The 17303-nt window shown below is 43.6% G+C and carries 18 protein-coding genes; 4 read left to right on the top strand and 14 right to left on the bottom strand.

Annotated elements, in window-relative coordinates; all coding sequences use genetic code 11:
• The first annotated feature begins 5 nt into the window (after positions 1-5).
• Positions 6-2393, top strand: coding sequence for a phenylalanine--tRNA ligase subunit beta (pheT, locus tag ACVFI8_RS00195; RefSeq protein ID WP_457872688.1), 2388 nt, complete (start codon positions 6-8; stop codon positions 2391-2393).
• A gap of 2 nt (positions 2394-2395) precedes the next feature.
• Positions 2396-2689 (top strand): integration host factor subunit alpha, encoded by a 294-nt coding sequence (gene ihfA, locus ACVFI8_RS00190; RefSeq protein WP_016401503.1) that lies wholly within the window; start codon positions 2396-2398, stop codon positions 2687-2689.
• A 60-nt stretch (positions 2690-2749) separates the two neighbouring features.
• On the opposite strand, the gene ACVFI8_RS00185 is transcribed toward ihfA, so the two are convergent.
• The 4 genes from ACVFI8_RS00185 to ACVFI8_RS00170 form a co-directional block, all read right to left on the bottom strand.
• Positions 2750-3505 carry an amino acid ABC transporter ATP-binding protein gene (locus ACVFI8_RS00185; RefSeq protein WP_455905858.1) on the bottom strand — a complete coding sequence of 252 codons (756 nt, stop codon included), beginning with the start codon at positions 3503-3505 and terminating at the stop codon, positions 2750-2752.
• A 14-nt stretch (positions 3506-3519) separates the two neighbouring features.
• Positions 3520-4611 (bottom strand): amino acid ABC transporter permease, encoded by a 1092-nt coding sequence (locus tag ACVFI8_RS00180; protein ID WP_248715440.1) that lies wholly within the window; start codon positions 4609-4611, stop codon positions 3520-3522.
• A 1-nt stretch (position 4612) separates the two neighbouring features.
• Positions 4613-5809, bottom strand: a complete 1197-nt coding sequence (locus ACVFI8_RS00175) for an amino acid ABC transporter permease (protein ID WP_457872687.1) — start codon at positions 5807-5809, stop codon at positions 4613-4615.
• 72 nt (positions 5810-5881) lie between these two features.
• Complete coding sequence (locus ACVFI8_RS00170) at positions 5882-6907, bottom strand: amino acid ABC transporter substrate-binding protein (RefSeq protein WP_457872686.1); 1026 nt, start codon at positions 6905-6907, stop codon at positions 5882-5884.
• Between the two features lie 507 nt (positions 6908-7414).
• Between ACVFI8_RS00170 and cobB the strand changes: the two genes are divergently transcribed.
• Both cobB and ACVFI8_RS00160 read left to right on the top strand, forming a co-directional pair.
• Positions 7415-8143: a Sir2 family NAD+-dependent deacetylase gene (cobB, locus tag ACVFI8_RS00165; protein WP_248715443.1), complete on the top strand. Its 729-nt coding sequence runs from the start codon at positions 7415-7417 to the stop codon at positions 8141-8143.
• Positions 8140-8904, top strand: coding sequence for a glucosaminidase domain-containing protein (locus ACVFI8_RS00160; RefSeq protein ID WP_457872685.1), 765 nt, complete (start codon positions 8140-8142; stop codon positions 8902-8904). The genes cobB and ACVFI8_RS00160 overlap by 4 nt, the downstream gene beginning before the upstream one ends.
• A gap of 2 nt (positions 8905-8906) precedes the next feature.
• Here the strand turns inward: ACVFI8_RS00160 and ttcA are convergent, their stop codons facing one another.
• The 10 genes from ttcA to ccoO form a co-directional block, all read right to left on the bottom strand.
• Entirely contained in the window at positions 8907-9803 is an 897-nt protein-coding gene (gene ttcA, locus ACVFI8_RS00155) for a tRNA 2-thiocytidine(32) synthetase TtcA (protein ID WP_457872684.1), read from the bottom strand.
• 81 nt (positions 9804-9884) lie between these two features.
• The gene (gene uspE / locus ACVFI8_RS00150) at positions 9885-10817 is read right to left on the bottom strand and encodes a universal stress protein UspE (RefSeq protein WP_457872683.1); all 933 of its coding nucleotides are present in this window, start codon (positions 10815-10817) and stop codon (positions 9885-9887) included.
• A gap of 135 nt (positions 10818-10952) precedes the next feature.
• Complete coding sequence (locus ACVFI8_RS00145; protein WP_248715447.1) at positions 10953-11699, bottom strand: FNR family transcription factor; 747 nt, start codon at positions 11697-11699, stop codon at positions 10953-10955.
• Positions 11700-11767: 68 nt separating this feature from the next.
• Complete coding sequence (locus ACVFI8_RS00140; protein ID WP_248715448.1) at positions 11768-12430, bottom strand: sulfite exporter TauE/SafE family protein; 663 nt, start codon at positions 12428-12430, stop codon at positions 11768-11770.
• Positions 12417-12599, bottom strand: a complete 183-nt coding sequence (gene ccoS, locus ACVFI8_RS00135; RefSeq protein ID WP_457872682.1) for a cbb3-type cytochrome oxidase assembly protein CcoS — start codon at positions 12597-12599, stop codon at positions 12417-12419. Before ccoS ends, ACVFI8_RS00140 begins: the two co-directional genes overlap by 14 nt.
• Complete coding sequence (locus tag ACVFI8_RS00130) at positions 12596-14983, bottom strand: heavy metal translocating P-type ATPase (RefSeq protein ID WP_457872681.1); 2388 nt, start codon at positions 14981-14983, stop codon at positions 12596-12598. The genes ccoS and ACVFI8_RS00130 overlap by 4 nt, the downstream gene beginning before the upstream one ends.
• Positions 14973-15455 carry a FixH family protein gene (locus ACVFI8_RS00125; protein WP_248715451.1) on the bottom strand — a complete coding sequence of 161 codons (483 nt, stop codon included), beginning with the start codon at positions 15453-15455 and terminating at the stop codon, positions 14973-14975. The genes ACVFI8_RS00130 and ACVFI8_RS00125 overlap by 11 nt, the downstream gene beginning before the upstream one ends.
• An 85-nt stretch (positions 15456-15540) precedes the next feature.
• Positions 15541-16509, bottom strand: coding sequence for a cytochrome-c oxidase, cbb3-type subunit III (gene ccoP / locus ACVFI8_RS00120; RefSeq protein ID WP_457872680.1), 969 nt, complete (start codon positions 16507-16509; stop codon positions 15541-15543).
• Positions 16506-16688 (bottom strand): cbb3-type cytochrome oxidase subunit 3, encoded by a 183-nt coding sequence (locus ACVFI8_RS00115; protein ID WP_248715453.1) that lies wholly within the window; start codon positions 16686-16688, stop codon positions 16506-16508. The genes ccoP and ACVFI8_RS00115 overlap by 4 nt, the downstream gene beginning before the upstream one ends.
• A 10-nt stretch (positions 16689-16698) precedes the next feature.
• Positions 16699-17301, bottom strand: coding sequence for a cytochrome-c oxidase, cbb3-type subunit II (gene ccoO, locus ACVFI8_RS00110; RefSeq protein ID WP_248715454.1), 603 nt, complete (start codon positions 17299-17301; stop codon positions 16699-16701).
• Between the last annotated feature and the right edge of the window lie 2 nt (positions 17302-17303).

The following is a 17303-nucleotide window of genomic DNA, read 5'->3' as shown; positions in this document are numbered from 1 at the left end:
TTAACATGAAATTTAGTGAATCCTGGCTAAGAGAGTGGGTTAACCCAAGCATTTCACGCGACGAGTTAGCTGAGCAAATTACCATGGCTGGCCTAGAGGTTGATGGTGTAGACGCGGTAGCTGATAGCTTCAATGGCGTAGTCATTGGCGAGGTTGTAGAATGCGCCCAGCACCCAGATGCAGATAAACTTCGCGTCACCAAAATCAACGTAGGTGGCGATGAGCTGTTAGACATTGTTTGTGGTGCCCCTAACTGTAAACAAGGTTTAAAAGTAGCCGTAGCCACTGTCGGTGCGGTGTTGCCTGGTGACTTTAAAATTAAGAAAGCCAAACTTCGCGGCCAACCGTCCCACGGTATGTTATGTGCCTACAGCGAGTTAGGTATTAGCGATGAGTCTGACGGTATCATGGAGCTTCCTAGCGATGCGCCGATTGGTACTGACTTACGAGATTATCTGCAGTTAGATGACGTGAGCATTGAAGTAGATCTAACGCCTAACCGTGCCGATTGTTTAAGCCTTCGCGGCTTAGCGCGTGAAGTGGGCGTATTAAATCAAATGGACGTAGCTGAGCCGCAATGGCAAAACGCCGCGGTTACCATTGAGGATACCTTTAGCGTAAATGTTGAAGCCACCGAACAATGTCCTCGTTATTTAGGGCGGGTTATTAAAGGGGTAAACGTTAATGCCGCTACACCATTGTGGATGCAAGAACGCTTACGCCGCAGTGGTATTCGCTCTATTGATCCTGTGGTCGATGTGACTAACTACGTTCTTATCGAACAAGGTCAACCGATGCATGCTTTTGATTTAGCCAAGTTAACTGGCTCTATTGACGTGCGTTTAGCCAAAGACGGCGAAAAGTTAGTACTCCTTGATGGTAACGAAGTTGAGCTTAAAGCTAACACCTTAGCTATTTGTGACCAAAGCGGTCCGATTGCTATGGCGGGTATTTTTGGTGGCCAACACACCGGTGTTAACCAAGATAGCCAAGACATCTTTTTAGAGTGTGCCTTTTTCAGCAAATTGGCGATTACCGGCCGTGCTCGTCAATACGGTTTGCATACCGACTCTTCACACCGCTATGAGCGTGGCGTAGATTATCAATTGCAAAGCCAAGCCATTGAACGCGCTACTCAATTGTTAGTAGAGATTTGTGGTGGTGAAGTCGGCTCGGTTGTTGAAGCTGGCGACCAAAGCAAACTACCTGCAGCATCAAGCATCAAGCTTCGTCATGCTCGTTTAGAAAAGGTCGTTGGCTACTCGTTCACTCAAGAACAAGTTACCGATATCTTAACGCGTTTAGGTATGCAAGTGAGCGAAACGGATGACGGTTGGCAGGCGGTTGCGCCAAGTTATCGTTTTGATATGGCCATCGAAGAAGACTTAATCGAAGAAGTTGCTCGTATCTATGGTTACAACAACATTCCTAATGTTTCGCCAACCGCATCATTAGTGATGAGCCAACACAAAGAAGTTGAGTTGCCAGCTACTAAGTTCCGACAGTTACTTTGCGCTAAAGGCTACCAAGAAGCGATTACTTATAGCTTTGTAGACCCTAAACGCCAACAGCTGTTACACCCCAACGCAGAAGCGATGGTATTGCCACATCCTATTTCTATCGAGATGTCAGCCATGCGTTTAAGTTTATGGACCGGTTTACTCGATACGGTTTCATATAACCAAAAACGCCAGCAGCCACGTGTACGGGTATTTGAATCTGGTTTACGTTTTGTACCGGATGCAAGTGCAGAAAATGGTGTGGAGCAAACGGCTATGTTAGCCGGTGTGATTAGCGGTAATGCTAATCAAGAAGCCTGGAACTCTGCTGAACGTGAAGTAGACTTCTTTGATGTGAAGGGTGATGTAGAGGCGTTGTTACAACTTACTGCGCATGACCAACAGTTTAGTTTTGTTGCTGCAAGCAACCCAGCTTTGCACCCCGGTCAAGCTGCAGAAATCTTACTAAACGGTCAATCAATTGGTTTTGTGGGAGCCTTGCATCCTCAACACCTAAAAGCCTTTGGCTTGAGCGGTAAAGTGTTTGTGTTCGAGTTAAAATTAAACGCCATTACCCAACGCACATTACCGGATGCTAAACCCGTTTCTAAGTTTCCTGCTAACCGCCGAGACCTAGCATTATTAGTGTCTCAGCAGGTAAATGCAGCTGATTTAATAAATTGCATTAAGAAAGTTGGCGGAAATCAATTAGTTGGCGTAAACTTATTCGATGTATACAAAGGGAAAGGCATTGCAGACGATATGCAAAGCATTGCGATTAGCTTAACGCTGCAAGAACAAAGCCGAACCCTTGAAGAAAAAGAGATTGCCGCTACAGTTGATAACATTGTAGAGGTGTTACGTTCAGAGTTTGACGCATCCTTGAGGGACTAGTTATGGCATTAACTAAAGCTGACCTGGCAGAAAATTTGTTTGAAAATTTAGGCTTCAGTAAACGTGAGTCTAAAGAAGTGGTAGAAGCTTTTTTTGAAGAAATTCGGGTTGCTTTGGAAAGTGGGGAACAAGTCAAAATTTCAGGTTTTGGGAATTTTGACCTAAGGGAGAAAAATCAACGCCCTGGTCGTAATCCAAAAACGGGTGAAGACATCCCCATCTCTGCGCGTCGAGTAGTCACCTTCCGTCCTGGGCAAAAGCTCAAGAGTAGGGTAGAGAACGCCGAACCAAAATAGTATTAATGTAATAAAAAAAGGAAGCCAATTGGCTTCCTTTTTTATATCTGCTGTTTAATGTTAGTGGTTCAAAATTTGGCTTAAGAACAGCTTTGTACGATCAGATTGAGGGTTTTCGAAAAACTCGACAGGTACATTTTCTTCGATGATTTCGCCTCTATCCATAAAGATCACACGGTCCGCGACTTGTTTTGCAAAACCCATTTCATGAGTAACACAAAGCATGGTCATACCTTCGTCGGCTAATTCAACCATAACATCTAGCACTTCTCTTACCATTTCTGGGTCTAGTGCTGAGGTTGGCTCGTCAAACAACATAATTGAAGGGTTCATACATAAGCTGCGTGCTATCGCCACACGCTGCTGTTGGCCGCCCGATAATTGCCCTGGATACTTGTCTGCTTGTTCTGGGATCTTTACCCGCTCTAAGTACTTCATCGCGGTGGCTTCTGCTTCCGCTTGAGGGAGTTTTTTAACCCAAATAGGGGCTAAACAGCAGTTTTGTAAAACCGTTAGGTGAGGAAACAGGTTAAAGTGCTGGAAACACATACCTACATCACTTCTTACCGTTTCAATGCTTTTAAGATCACTGAGTAACTCGGTACCGTTTACGATGATGTCACCTTTTTGGTGTTCTTCTAAGCGGTTAATACAGCGAATCATTGTTGATTTTCCGGACCCTGAAGGGCCACAAATAACAATCTTTTCACCTTTGGTTACAGTGAGATCTAAATCTTTTAGTACGTGAAACTCACCGTACCATTTATTCATCCCTTTTAGTTGAATCACTACTTCAGGGCTGTTTTGAGCTGTCATATTAAAATTCCTTATTAATGTCCTGTGTGTAGTTTCTTCTCAAGGTAGATCGAATACCGAGACATACCGAAACAGAACACCCAAAATACAAAAGCGATAAATACGTACATTTCTGTTGAAAAGCCGAGCCATGCGGGGTCGGCGAGTGCCGATTGTCCAATGGCTAACAAATCGAATAGGCCAATGACCAAAACCAAACTGGTATCTTTAAACAGGGCAATAAAGGTATTCACAATCGAAGGAATGGTGATTTTTAATGCCTGAGGAAGAATGATTAAGCCCATAGATTGCCAATAACTAAGACTTAATGCTTCGCCTGCTTCATATTGGCCTTTAGGAATGGCTTGCAAGCCGCCCCGTATCACTTCTGCCATATAGGCTGACTGGAACATAATAATGCCAATCATTGCCCTTGCTAACTTGTTGAAGTCGATTTCTGATCCAACAAACAGCGGTAGCATTACCGAAGCCATAAATAACACGGTGATTAATGGTACTGCTCGCCAAAACTCAATGTAAATGGTACAGAAGCTACGCACAATAGGCATGTGAGAGCGGCGACCAAGGGCGAGTAAGATACCAATTGGTAGTGCAGCAACAATGCCTACAATGGCCAATACTAAGGTAAGCATTAAGCCACCCCATTGATGTGTTTCAACTTTAGGAAGACCGAATGAATCACCTAATAGTAAGAAAAACACAATAATTGGGTAGATAAGCAAAGTGAAGATAGCCAACTTTGGTTTATGAGGAGTGCGCTCGTAAATTAGGCCTGCAATAAGCAGTAAGAACGTTACGAATACAACATTTACCCGCCAGCGTTCGGCAGAAGGGTAAAAACCATAGATAAGTTGCGAGAATCGGTCTGCAACAAACACCCAACACGCGCCATCACTGGTACATGCATCTCTGCTGGTACCAATCCAATCGGCGTTCAAGAATAGCCATTGAACGGATGCAATCAGCGGCGGAACAATGATGTACAAAATCAAAAAAGTAAATAGGGTGTTTTGCCAATTAGAGAACAGGTTTTTTTTGAACCAACCTACAAGACCTACACTGAGATCTGGCGGCGTTTGGTCAGGTTTAAATTCATGTACTGACATATTAACGCTCCACTAAAGCCATTTTCTTGTTGTATAAGTTCATTAGTATCGATGTAGTAAGACTAATGGTGAGGTAAACCGCCATGGTCAACGCAATAACTTCAATCGCTTGCCCGGTTTGGTTTAGGGTTGTCCCCATAAATACGGATACCAAATCTGGGTAACCAATCGCAGTCGCTAATGAAGAGTTTTTCGCTAAATTTAGGTACTGACTGGTGAGCGGTGGAATAATCACCCTCATCGCTTGTGGGATAACCACCAACTTTAGCGCTTGGGTTTTGCTTAGACCTAGTGATTCTGCTGCTTCGCTTTGGCCTTTGCTTACAGCCAGAATACCCGAGCGTACAATCTCAGCAATAAACGCCGCCGTATAGAAACTTAACGCCACTAACAAAGCCGCGAGTTCGGGGATAACTACCATGCCACCGCGGAAGTTAAAGCCTTTCAGTGCTGGGTAATCTAAACCAATCGGTGATCCGCTAGCGAAAAACACGATAGCAGGAACAACAATAATTAAACCCAATGATGCGAAGAAAGTTGGGAACGGCTGGCCGGTGCGCATTTGGCGTTTATTCGCCCAAACAGCCATCACGATACAACCCACTATTGTCAATAGTATACTAACGACAAACGGCGTTGAGCCGGCTTCAAAAACGGGACTCGGCATATACAAACCGCGAACGTTTAAAAATACAGCTTCGCCTATATTTAAGCTTTGCTTAGGGCTTGGTAAGGCGCGTAATACCGCGAAGTACCAAAAGAAAATCTGTAGTAATAAAGGAATATTACGTAGCGTTTCAATATAAACAGTTGCAACTTTTGATATTAACCAGTTTGAAGATAAACGGGCAACCCCCATTATGAAACCCAAAATGGTGGCGAAAAAGATACCAAGAGCAGAAATAAGAAGCGTATTTAGCAAACCAACTATAAAGGTGTCGCCAAAGGTGTGACTTTCATCATATTCAACCAAAGTTTGAATGATACCAAAGCCTGCAGTTTGGTTTAAAAAACCGAACCCGGTGGTAATGCCACGTTGCTCAAGATTGAAAAGAGCGTTACTGATGATGTAGTAAAAGAAACCTATTACACCAATAACAACGAGAATTTGGAAAACTAGCGCTCTTACGTTGGGATCAAACCAGATCTTACGTAGATTGTTTGCTGAGTTATCCTTTGAAGAAGGATGAGCAGCCATATAAATCAACCTAGTGTGGGAGTTAAACGAAAAGAGAGCAGGGCTAGCCTGCTCTATATGTTGATAATGGTATTAACGAATTGGTGGAGCGTATTGGAAACCACCGTCTTTCCATAAAGCATTCACACCACGTGCGATACCTAACGGAGAAGAAGTACCCACGTTTTTCTCAAATGACTCACCGTAGCTACCTACTTGCTTAACGATGTTGTAGCCCCATTTGTCATCTAGACCCAAACCTTTACCTTTTGGTCCTTCTAGACCAAGGATACGGCGAATATTAGGGTTAGTTGATTTAAGCATGTCGTCAGCGTTCGCAGACGTTAGACCATATTCTTCAGCGTTGATCATGGCAAATAGAGCCCATTTAACAACGTTTAACCATTGGTCATCACCTTGACGAACCACTGGACCTAAAGGTTCTTTAGAGATGATTTCTGGTAATACCATCGCGCTGTCTGGCTTAGCTAATTTAATGCGTAGCGCGTACAGTTGTGATTGGTCTGAAGTGAGTACGTCACAACGACCCGCTTCGAAGCCTTTTACTGTTTGGTCTGAAGTATCAAATACTACAGGCGTGTACTTCATGCCGTGCTCACGGAAGTAATCCGCTAAGTTTAACTCGGTAGTTGTACCAGATTGAATACAAACAGCTGCGCCATCTAGTTCTTTAGCTGTAGACACGCCTAGCTCTTTACTCACCATGAAGCCTTGACCGTCGTAGTAGTTAACACCGGCGAAGTTTAAACCGAGTGAGCTATCACGAGTTAGCGTCCAAGTAGTGTTACGAGAAAGAATGTCGATTTCGCCAGACTGAAGTGCGGTAAAACGTTCTTTAGCAGTTAGTGGCGTGTATTTAACTTTTGACGCATCGCCAAGTACCGCTGCGGCTACTGCGCGACATACGTCTACATCTAGGCCTTGCCAATTACCGTCGGCATCTGGGTTTGAGAAACCTGGTAGGCCAGTACTAACACCACATTGTAAGAAACCTTTACTTTTTACGTCTTCTAAAGTGCCATCAGCCGCGTTAGCGCTGGCAGCAAATGCAAGGGCTACAGCAGCTACTGCAGCTTTAATATGCGTGTTTTTTAACATGTTTTCTTCCCTGTACAGTTTGTCATATGTTGTGGTTTGTTTAACCGTTGTGTTTACACGAGTTATAACCAGAGCCAGATACAACATAAACATTCGAATATTTGGTGTCAACATTATTGTAACACCGTAAACATATAGGAATGCCGAATAACTCACCAGCTTCGCAAAATTATTCAATATAATTGAATATAGTAGCAACCATTTTGTGCTGCCAAAAATTCCATTTTTTATTGCGTTAGATCAAGATTAGCATAGCTTCCCTTAATCTACTGATATAGTTAAATTAAATATTGTAAAAGCGAGATGTATCGCAAATAGAATGGATTTAATGATAATCATGGTAGAAGTAACTAAATATTTATAAATGCTTCGAGAAAAACACTTGCTACTATGTTAATGGTTAGTATTCTTATGTGTATCGAGGTCACATTACAACTTAAGTCTGATGGGGCATTGCTCGGCGATATAATATATTTGCAGTTGCTTATTCGACACGTAGGTCAATAGATGATGAATACAAAAAAAAATGTGGTGGTTTTAACAGGGGCAGGTGTTTCTGCTGAATCTGGAATCAAAACTTTTCGCGATTCGGATGGCTTATGGGAAAAACACCGCGTAGAAGACGTAGCCACGCCAGAGGCTTATCAACGCGCCCCTGATTTTGTTGATCAGTTTTATAATTTACGCCGCGAACAGCTACAAAGTAGTCATGTTGCGCCAAACGCTGCGCATTACGCCTTAGCTGAACTAGAGCAACATGACGATATCGAATTGCTGTTGATTACTCAAAACATTGATAATCTGCATGAACGAGCCGGCAGTAAGAACGTATTACACATGCATGGCGAGTTACTTAAGGCGCGCTGCCCGGTGTCAAACCAAACAACCGAATGGAAAGGCGAGCTTGGCGGCGACATTTTATGTACCTGTTGCCAGTTCCCTGCACGTTTAAGGCCTCATGTTGTTTGGTTTGGAGAGATGCCGATAGGGCTTGATAAGATTTACCATCAACTAAACCACTGTGATATATTTATCGCTATTGGCACGTCTGGTCATGTTTTCCCAGCTGGCGGATTTGTTCACGAAGCGGCCAGTCATGATGCGCGTACTATTGAGCTAAATTTAGAGCCATCAGAGATGCAAAGCGAGTTTGCCGAACGATACTATGGCCCAGCAAGTGAAATCGTGCCTAATTTCATACACGAACTGACTTCAGCAATAAGAGCGACTACTTGAAAAAACTATTAATATCGGGCTGGTTAGCCAGCCTTCTTTTGGCTTGTGAACAAGCGCCGTCACAACCCGATGAAGCGTTAACGGCAATACCTTTACCGGCACTGAATGAAGTCGCTGACGTAAAACAAAAAAAGCAGCTGTTTACCGATTTTATCTTGCCACTCATAGAAGCCAGTAATCAACAAATACTCGATCAACGATCCCAATTGTTCGCCATCAAAACTCAATCGACCAAAGGCAAGCTCTCCGATAAACAGATTGAGCAACTTAATGGCTTAGCTGCTCAATACAGAGTTGAAGCTAAATTAGATGACACTGAAAAGCTTAAGCAACTCGAAGCGCGGATTGATGTTATTCCCCCGGCGCTTGTGTTAGCGCAAGCGGCGAATGAGTCGGCCTGGGGAACATCTCGTTTTGCTCGAGAAGGAAACAATTTGTTTGGTCAATGGTGTTACCAAAAAGGCTGTGGCTTAGTCCCTTTGAGCAGAATAGATGGCGCTCATCATGAAGTTCGTAAGTTTGATAATGTTTATCAGTCGGTAAACGCTTATATGCAAAATCTAAATAGTCACCCCGCTTACCGAGACTTTCAAATTAGCCGCCAATTGGCCAGAAAAACAGGTCAATTAGATGCTATAAAACTAGCCAGTCACCTCACTAGCTATTCAGAAAGAGGCCAAGCGTATGTGGAAGAGCTGCAACAAATGATGCGAGTAAATAGTTCGCTTTGGCCGACCACTATAAGTGTTTCGGCCTCTTAACGCTAAAGCTCAACTATTTGCACAATGCCTGCCGACGTTTGTTGTGTCGGTTGTTCTTCAAGTTCAGGTGCATCAAAGCCAATATCACCACCATTAATAATACCGCTGTCGCGATCTATAGACTTAAAGTCGAATAACTGATGGTCAAGTAGATGTGACGGTACTACATTTTGTACCGCACTAAACATAGACTCAACTCGACCAGGGAAGCGTTTTTCCCAATCATTCAACATTTTCTTAATGGCTTGGCGTTGCAGGTTTTCCTGCGAGCCACATAAGTTACATGGAATAATTGGAAACTGCTTCAGCTCGGCGTATTTTTCCATATCGCTTTCTTTGCAATATGCCATAGGACGAATAACGACATGTTTGCCATCGTCACTGACTAACTTAGCAGGCATCGTTTTAAGCTTTCCGCCATGGAACATGTTTAGAAATAAGGTTTCCAAAATATCGTCGCGGTGGTGTCCAAGGGCGATTTTGGTAGCGCCTAATTCGGTTGCCGTACGGTATAAAATACCGCGACGTAAGCGCGAGCACAAAGAACAGGTGGTTTTACCCTCAGGGATCTTATCTTTTACGATCGAATAGGTGTCTTCTTCGACAATTTTATATTCAATGCCTAAACCAGCTAGGTACTCTGGCAAAATGTTTTCCGGGAATCCGGGTTGTTTTTGATCTAAGTTAACCGCTATTAAATCAAACTTTATTGGGGCGTGCGCTTTAAGGTTTAGCAAAATATCTAGCATGGCATAACTGTCTTTGCCACCTGACAAACACACCATGATTCGGTCGCCGTCCTCAATCATGTTGTAATCTGCAATGGCTTGACCTACATGACGGCGTATTCTTTTTTGCAGTTTGTTGTGGTTGTATTGTTGTTTAGCAGTGACAGACATATCGAGTTCCCAATAAAAAAGCGGGGCTATTATATATCCCCGCTAACTCGAAGCAACTAATTAAAGCTTAACTGTGCTTGGCTACTTTTGAAATGGACTCACAAAGTTTTGTGGTTTTAAAGCTAAGAGGTCGCAATCGAGTTGGTCAATCACGTGCTCAGCGGTGTTGCCGATTAAAGCAGCACTAAAGCCACTTCGACCAGAGGTGCCTAATATTACAATTTCAGCATCAATATCATTGGCGATTTCTGGAATAACGTCATCGGGTAAGCCTTCTTCTAGATGGCTAGTGACCGGTGATTCAAAGTGTTCTGATACAAACTTGTCTAAGGCTTGTTTATGAAATTCCATCACGTTTTTATTGTACTTAAGCGGGTCAAAGTCGGGTAACTCTATAGCAATGTTAACAGGCGCAGCAGGGTACGCAGTTACCACGTGGGGCGTTGCACCTAATAGCTGGCAAAGGTCCTTAGCTTCTTCAGCGATTCTTACATTTAACTTATGATGCTCTTCGTCTTCAGCGCCAGCGTGAATAGCCGCTACTATTTTCCCCTCAGTTGGCCAATCGTGCTCTTTAACCATTAATACGGGAGTGGGACACTTGCGTAGAATATGCCAGTCATTAGGGGTAAAAATGATAGATTGTAAAGTAGGGTGAGGGTGAGTGGCCTTAACAACAAGGTCATGACCAAAATCAAGTACCTCTTCTATGACACTTTCATACAGGCGATTGTTCCAAATCACCTTACACTCGATTTCTATGCCGTGATGGTCAACATCAGTAATAACATCTCGTAGCCATACACTGCGCTCTTCTATAACGCCTGAGCGCATAGCTTCTCGTTCTTCACCTGACAACATCGATGTCATTTCATAAGAAAAGTCATAAATAGTAAGTAGCGCTTTGATTTTCGCGTTGTCTTCTTTCTGAGCCAAAAAAACAGCGCGAGACAAAGCCGCCTGGGTGTCGTGAAGGGGGTCTATCACCACTAAAATATTGCGATACTTAATCATAAAGCAGCTCCTAGAATTTGTCTGGAATAGCCACTTAACTTTAGCTCAATTTTGAGGGAATAAACTCGACACAGTTAACACTGACCTAGTTTTATATCTTCGATTGATACAAATCAGGTCAGTGTAATTAGATACTTAGCTAGCTTTGGCGCCAGCTAGAACACGAAGGCTTTCGCGATCAGTAATAGAAATGTACTTACCTTTAACCGCAATCATGTCGGCTTTTTGAAAGCGACCTAATAAACGTGAGATAGTTTCTACGGTTAAACCGAGATAATTACCAATGTCACCACGTGTCATGGTTAACCTAAACTCACGAGGTGAGAAACCTCGCTCGGAAAAACGTTGTGATAAGCCATAAATGAAGGCGGCTAAACGTTCTTCGGCATTTTTCTTACTTAATAACAAAATCATTTCTTGGTCAGCGACAATTTCGTTACTCATCAAGCGCATCATTTGTCTGCGCAACTTAGGCATAGTGGCCGATAACTCGTCCATGGTGTCGAAAGGAATTTCGCAAACCATTGAAGTTTCAAGCGCTTGAGCGAAACTTGGGTGTATTTGATTGTTAATTGCATCAAAACCCACTAAATCGCCAGCCAAGTGAAAGCCAGTAATTTGTTCATCGCCTTGCTCAGTAATGGTGTATGATTTTATGGTACCAGAACGAATCGCGTACAAGCTTTTTAGCTTGTCACCGGCAGCAAATATTTCTTCACCTTTCTGGATAGGTTTCTTGCGCTCAATAATGCTATCAAGCTTATCTAACTCAGTTTCGTTTAACGAAAACGGAATACACAGTTGTGCGATACTACAATCTTGACAGTGGATTTCACAGCCACCGGTTTGGATTCTTTGACTAGCTTTTAGGTTAATGCTCATACTCAAACTATGCTATAGGAGTTCGAGGCAATTCTACTCTTTATGTCAGAAATTTTCTAGAGTTTTTGCTACAACATTGTAACAACTTGATAGATGCCTAAACTAATTACGCTGAGTCCCGAAATAATCTGTAGCGGTCGATTGCTTAATAGCTGGGTAAGTTTGTGTCCGAACAAAACAGTCAATAACATTATGCTAAATGTACCTAGCCCAAAACTGAACATGACGGCGCCGCCACTAAGCCAATTTGCTTGGCTGGCAGCGAGAGTAAGGTTGGAGTAGACCAAACCACAAGGAAGCCATCCCCAAAGCATGCCTAAAGGAATACTCGCTAATGGGTGTTTTATTGAAAGCACTTTACTGGCGTGTGGTTGTACCTTACTCCAAATACCTTTACCTAAGTGTTCTACTGGAGACAAAACGGCAAACCAACGCGTTAGATGAATACCTAACAAAATTAACATTAGTGCTGCAATCCATTGCAGTATGCTTAGCGGTTTAAAAGAGCCGTGTAGTTGGCTAATGGCTTGAAAGGAGCCTGCGACAAATGCACCAGCCAGTGCATAGCTAACAATGCGCCCTAAGTTAAAGCCAATGCTAACTAACAGCTTTGAGCTATTATTTTCTACTCGGCTGCCTAATATACAGGCTATGCCGCCACACATAGCAATGCAGTGGGTAGCACCTAGTAAGCCTGTAATAAAGGCGGTAATTAAATCAGGGTTGATCATCGCCGGTCTGTTTTTCTTTTTTAAGATTGTCCTTGTCGTCAAATAAGATATTCACGCCTTGGCGATCTAAATCTTCGAACTGTTCACTTTTTACGGCCCAAAAAAAGATACCAATGCCGATACTGACAAAAACGAGGGCTATCGGGATCAACACAAAAATAATACTCATTGTTTGTTTAACCTTAGTGAGTTGGTTAATACCGCAAGTGAAGACAAAGACATACCGATTGCAGCCATATATGGGGTAACGATGCCGGCAACGGCTAAAGGTAGAATAAGGGCATTATACCCTAATGCCCACGCCAAGTTTTGGGCGATAATTTTACGGGTAAGCTTGGCTAAATCTATCGCTGCTAACAAGGTGGAAAGTTTACTGCCGAGCAATACTGCATCGGCGCTAGATTTGGCTATATCGGTGCCTAAGCCCATGGCTATCGATAAGGGGGCTGCCGCTAAAACAGGTCCGTCGTTTACACCGTCACCCAACATCACGATATGGGGGGTGCCTTGTACTTTACGTTTTAACGCGGCGAGTTTATCTTGCGGCAGTGCGCCGCTGATTACTTCAGTAATATTTAATTGTTCGGCAATGAAGGGCACTTGAGCTGAATCGTCTCCAGTAAGCATCGACAGGCTTATGTTGCGTTGTGCTAGTCCATCAGCGAATTGTTTGGCATCGGATTTAAGCGTGTCAGATAGATATATACGTGCCACCAACTGCTCATTTTTCAGCATGACCAATTCAAGCATACCGGGTTGTTCAACGGCGGCTTGTTGGCAGAAAGAAGCCTTTCCTAATAAAAAATGGTTGCCATTGATACGGCCTTCTAACCCTAAACCAGTATGGTGTTTAATTTCACTGGCATTATTAAGTCGGAATTTGGCAAATGCTTGGGCGATAGGATGTGAGCTTTGACGCTCTAATGCAGCAGCAAAGTTCAATATTTGTTGTTCGCTATCATTGCCCATGGTGGTTACGCTATTTATCTGTAGCTTACCTTCAGTAAGCGTACCCGTTTTGTCCGAAATAACGGCTGATAATTTGGCTAAGCTTTCTAAGACGTGCCCACGTTTAACCAATAAGCCATTTTTTGACAAATTATGGGTGGCTGCAGTGAGGGCTGCGGGTGTCGCTAACGACAAGGCGCAAGGGCAGGTAGCAACCAATACCGCCAGGGTGATCCAAAAAGCGTCTTCTGGAGAATAGTAGTGCCAAAAGCCATAAGTGAGCGCTGCTATTAGCAATAAACCAAACACAAAGTAACGGGCAATGTGGTCGGCAATAGTCGCTATTTTGGGTTTTTCACTTTGCGCTTGTTCTTGGAGGCGGAGAATATTGGCTATAAAGGTATTCTGTGACACAGCCTGTACAGACAAATGAATGGTTTGTTCATGATTGATGGTGCCAGCAAATACGGTGTCGGCGAATAGTTTTTTTACCGGCAGAGATTCTCCGGTGAGAGAAGACTCATCAAAGTCGCTTTCACCAAAACATACTTGGCCGTCGGCTGGCGCAGTTTCTCCTGGCAAAATAACAATCACGTCGCCTTCTTTTAGCTGACTCGCTGCGATTTTTGTTTGGCGGCCGTCTTCTTCAAGGCGTTGCGCTAATTTAGGTACCAGCTTCAGCATATTAGAGCTGGTTTCACTGGCTTTGCGCCTCGCTCTTAACTCCAATAAACGGCCAAGTAACAGTAGAAAGGTGAACATGGAAACCGATTCGAAGTAGACTTCACCGGTTCCTTTTACTGTGGCATATAACGAAGCCGAATAGGCACCTAGCAGGGCGATAGATACCGGCACATCCATATTTAAGGTTTTAGCTTTTAAGCTACGGTAGGCACCAAAATAGAATGGCTGGGCAGAAAACAGTAAAACAGGGGTAGCCATAATCAAACTAACCCAACGAAAGTAATCGCGATAGATGACTTCCATTTCATCAAACAGATCGCCATATAGGGCAATAGCAAACATCATCACTTGCATTGTCGCTAGGCCAGCAACTCCCAGCTTAAGAAGATGGCTTCGGTATAGCTTTCTATCTAGCTCTTCTTGTTTGTCTGTTTGAAAAGGGGTGGCTTTATAACCTAGCTTTTGCACTTCGCTTAACAACTGGCTAAGTTTAGTTTGCTGATCGTTCCAGTTGAGTGTGGCGCGTTGGGTGGTAGAGTTCACGTGAATCTTGTTTACTCCGCCTATATGACTTAATTGTTTTTCAATGAGCCAAGCACAAGCCGCGCAACTAATGCCTTCTATTGAAAGAAGCACTTCTTTGTTGCCTTCTGATTGGGCAACAAACTCTAATTGTACGTTGTCATCATCGTACTCAAGCATTTTGAGTAGTTCGTCTGGCACCAAGTCTTGGGCGCTGGGTGCGGCTGCGGTTCTGTGCTTATAATAATCATCTAAGCCACTATCGATAATGGTTTTTGCCACGGCAGCACAGCCTTGACAACACATGGCCTGAGCTTGCCCCAAAATAGTAACGTCTAAAACAAAGCCACTGGGGATCTGTTCATTACAATGAAAACAAACTGTACGGTTACTTACCATCTATCTCTTCAACGTTGTATAACGGTAGTTGTAAATCTTCTTGTAAACGCCAGCTTCCATCCATTGGACTAATACGAATAAACCAGCGACCATTTTCGTTTAGGTCATCACCAAAACGATACAGTCCCTTTGCATCGGCGGTCACTACATAACTTCGGTCATTTTTGGCGAGTGTCTTATGCGCTAATTCTATTTTTAAAGGTTGGTTTTCCGCTCCCTTGGGTAGCGCCATGGATAGCACTAAACCCTGTTCAGATTGGGCTAAAGAAGCGGTTATACCTAAGCTTTTAGCGGTTTCAACGAGGGATAAATCAGCATTGATGGCCTTACCCTTTTTGTAATAAGACTCAACCACCATGTCGTTGTTAGTTGTAGCCGCGATATAGAAAGTGAATAGGCTCGCTACTACGGCGGCCATAGGTAAAGCGATCAAAAACCAAGGCCAAAATTGTTTATACCAAGCTTGTTCCATAACAACTTAATTCCGATAGAAAAAGAGGCTTCAATATAACAAAAAAAAGCGACGCATAGGCGTCGCTTTTCATATATTTTTAAGACTATTTTGTCTTAGAAAGCTGATATACATAGGCTGAAATTAATTGGATCTTATCTTCACCTAAAATATCTTTCCAAGCAGGCATTACACCATTGCGACCATAACGTAGCGTGTCTTCAATTGCACGTCGTGAACCGCCGTACAACCAAATACCATTAGTTAGGTCAGGTGCGCCAACAGCTTGATTGCCTTTGCCATCTGCGCCATGACAAGCTGCACATACGGCAAACTTAGTTTTACCAATGGCTGCATCAACATCATTTACTTTTCGGCCAGATAAACTCAGTACGTATTGGGTAACTTCTTTAATACCATCGTCGCCTAACACTGCTTCCCAAGCCGGCATTTGACCTTGACGTCCGTGCATTAAACTTGCCTTAATGGCTTCACCGGTGCCGCCGTACAACCAATCGTTGTCGGTCAGGTTAGGGAAACCTTTACCGCCGCGCGCTGATGAGCCATGGCACTGTGAACAGTTCTGCAAGTAAAGACGCTGGCCAATCTTGATGGCAGCGGGGTCTTCAGATAGCTCTTCTACAGTGCGATACTCGCCCGCTTCGTTATAAGCAACTTGGTTAAACACCTCACCAAATCTAGCGTCAGCCGCTGCACGTTCGCGGTCATATTGACTTGCGAGGGCAGGGTCTTTAGCGGCAAGGCGCGCTTCACCTTCGGCGATAGTTTTGATGTCTTGCTCAGCACTTTTCCAGCCAAGGAAGCCTTTCCAGTTACCTAAACCTGGGTAAGCGGCCAAGTAGATTAGCGAGAACACAATTGTCATCACGAACATATAAGACCACCACTTAGGAAGAGGATTATTTAATTCCTCGATTCCATCAAAGCTGTGGCCCATCGATTCACCTTCTTTAACGCCGGTGTTGTTTTTTGTGCATACTCGTAATAACCAAAAGCAACCAGCAATGCTTCCTAGCGTTATAACAGTGATCCACACGCTCCAAAATGTAGTCATTTTTTCTGTGCTCCTTCAAAGTCCTTTGTAGGGCTAGCTTTAGGCTCGTCGGCAAATACCAAGTTAGCAGCCTCATCGAAATCCTTTTTGCGGTTCTTACTGTAGGCCCAAGCAAAAATGCCGATAAATATTGCCATCAAGAATGCAGTGTATAGGCCACTGAATGTACCAAAGTCCATAACTAACTCCTTATTTCAGTGCTGTACCTAACACTTGTAGATAAGCAATAAGTGCATCCATTTCAGTTTTACCTTCAACAGCTGCAGCAGCACCTTCAACGTCAGCATCGGTGTAAGGTACGCCGAAGTGGTTTTTGAATAACGCTAACTTTTTGCCAGTAAGTGAACCATCAACGAGATTCTCACTTAACCAAGGGAAGCCAGGCATGTTAGATTCAGGTACAACATCTCGAGGGTTTATCAGGTGAACACGGTGCCACTCATCTGAATAACGTTGGCCAACGCGGGCCAAGTCAGGTCCGGTACGCTTAGACCCCCATAAGAATGGATGTTCCCAAACACTTTCACCCGCAACAGAGTAATGGCCATAACGCTCAGTCTCAGCACGGAATGGTCGAATCATTTGGCTATGACAGTTACTACAACCTTCACGAATATAGATATCGCGGCCTTCCATCTGTAATGCAGTGTAAGGCACTAAACCGTCTACCGGTTCAGTGGTTTCAGGTTGGAAGATTAGCGGGGTGATTTGAACCAAACCACCAAAGCTAATTGCTATAACGATGAAGATGGCGAGTAAGCCAACATTTTTTTCGATTAATTCATGTTTCATGT

It is taken from the genome of Agarivorans sp. MS3-6, from assembly GCF_054112545.1.
The sequence above is the reverse complement of the archived record's forward strand: the minus strand, read 5'-3'. Positions and strand labels throughout refer to the sequence as shown.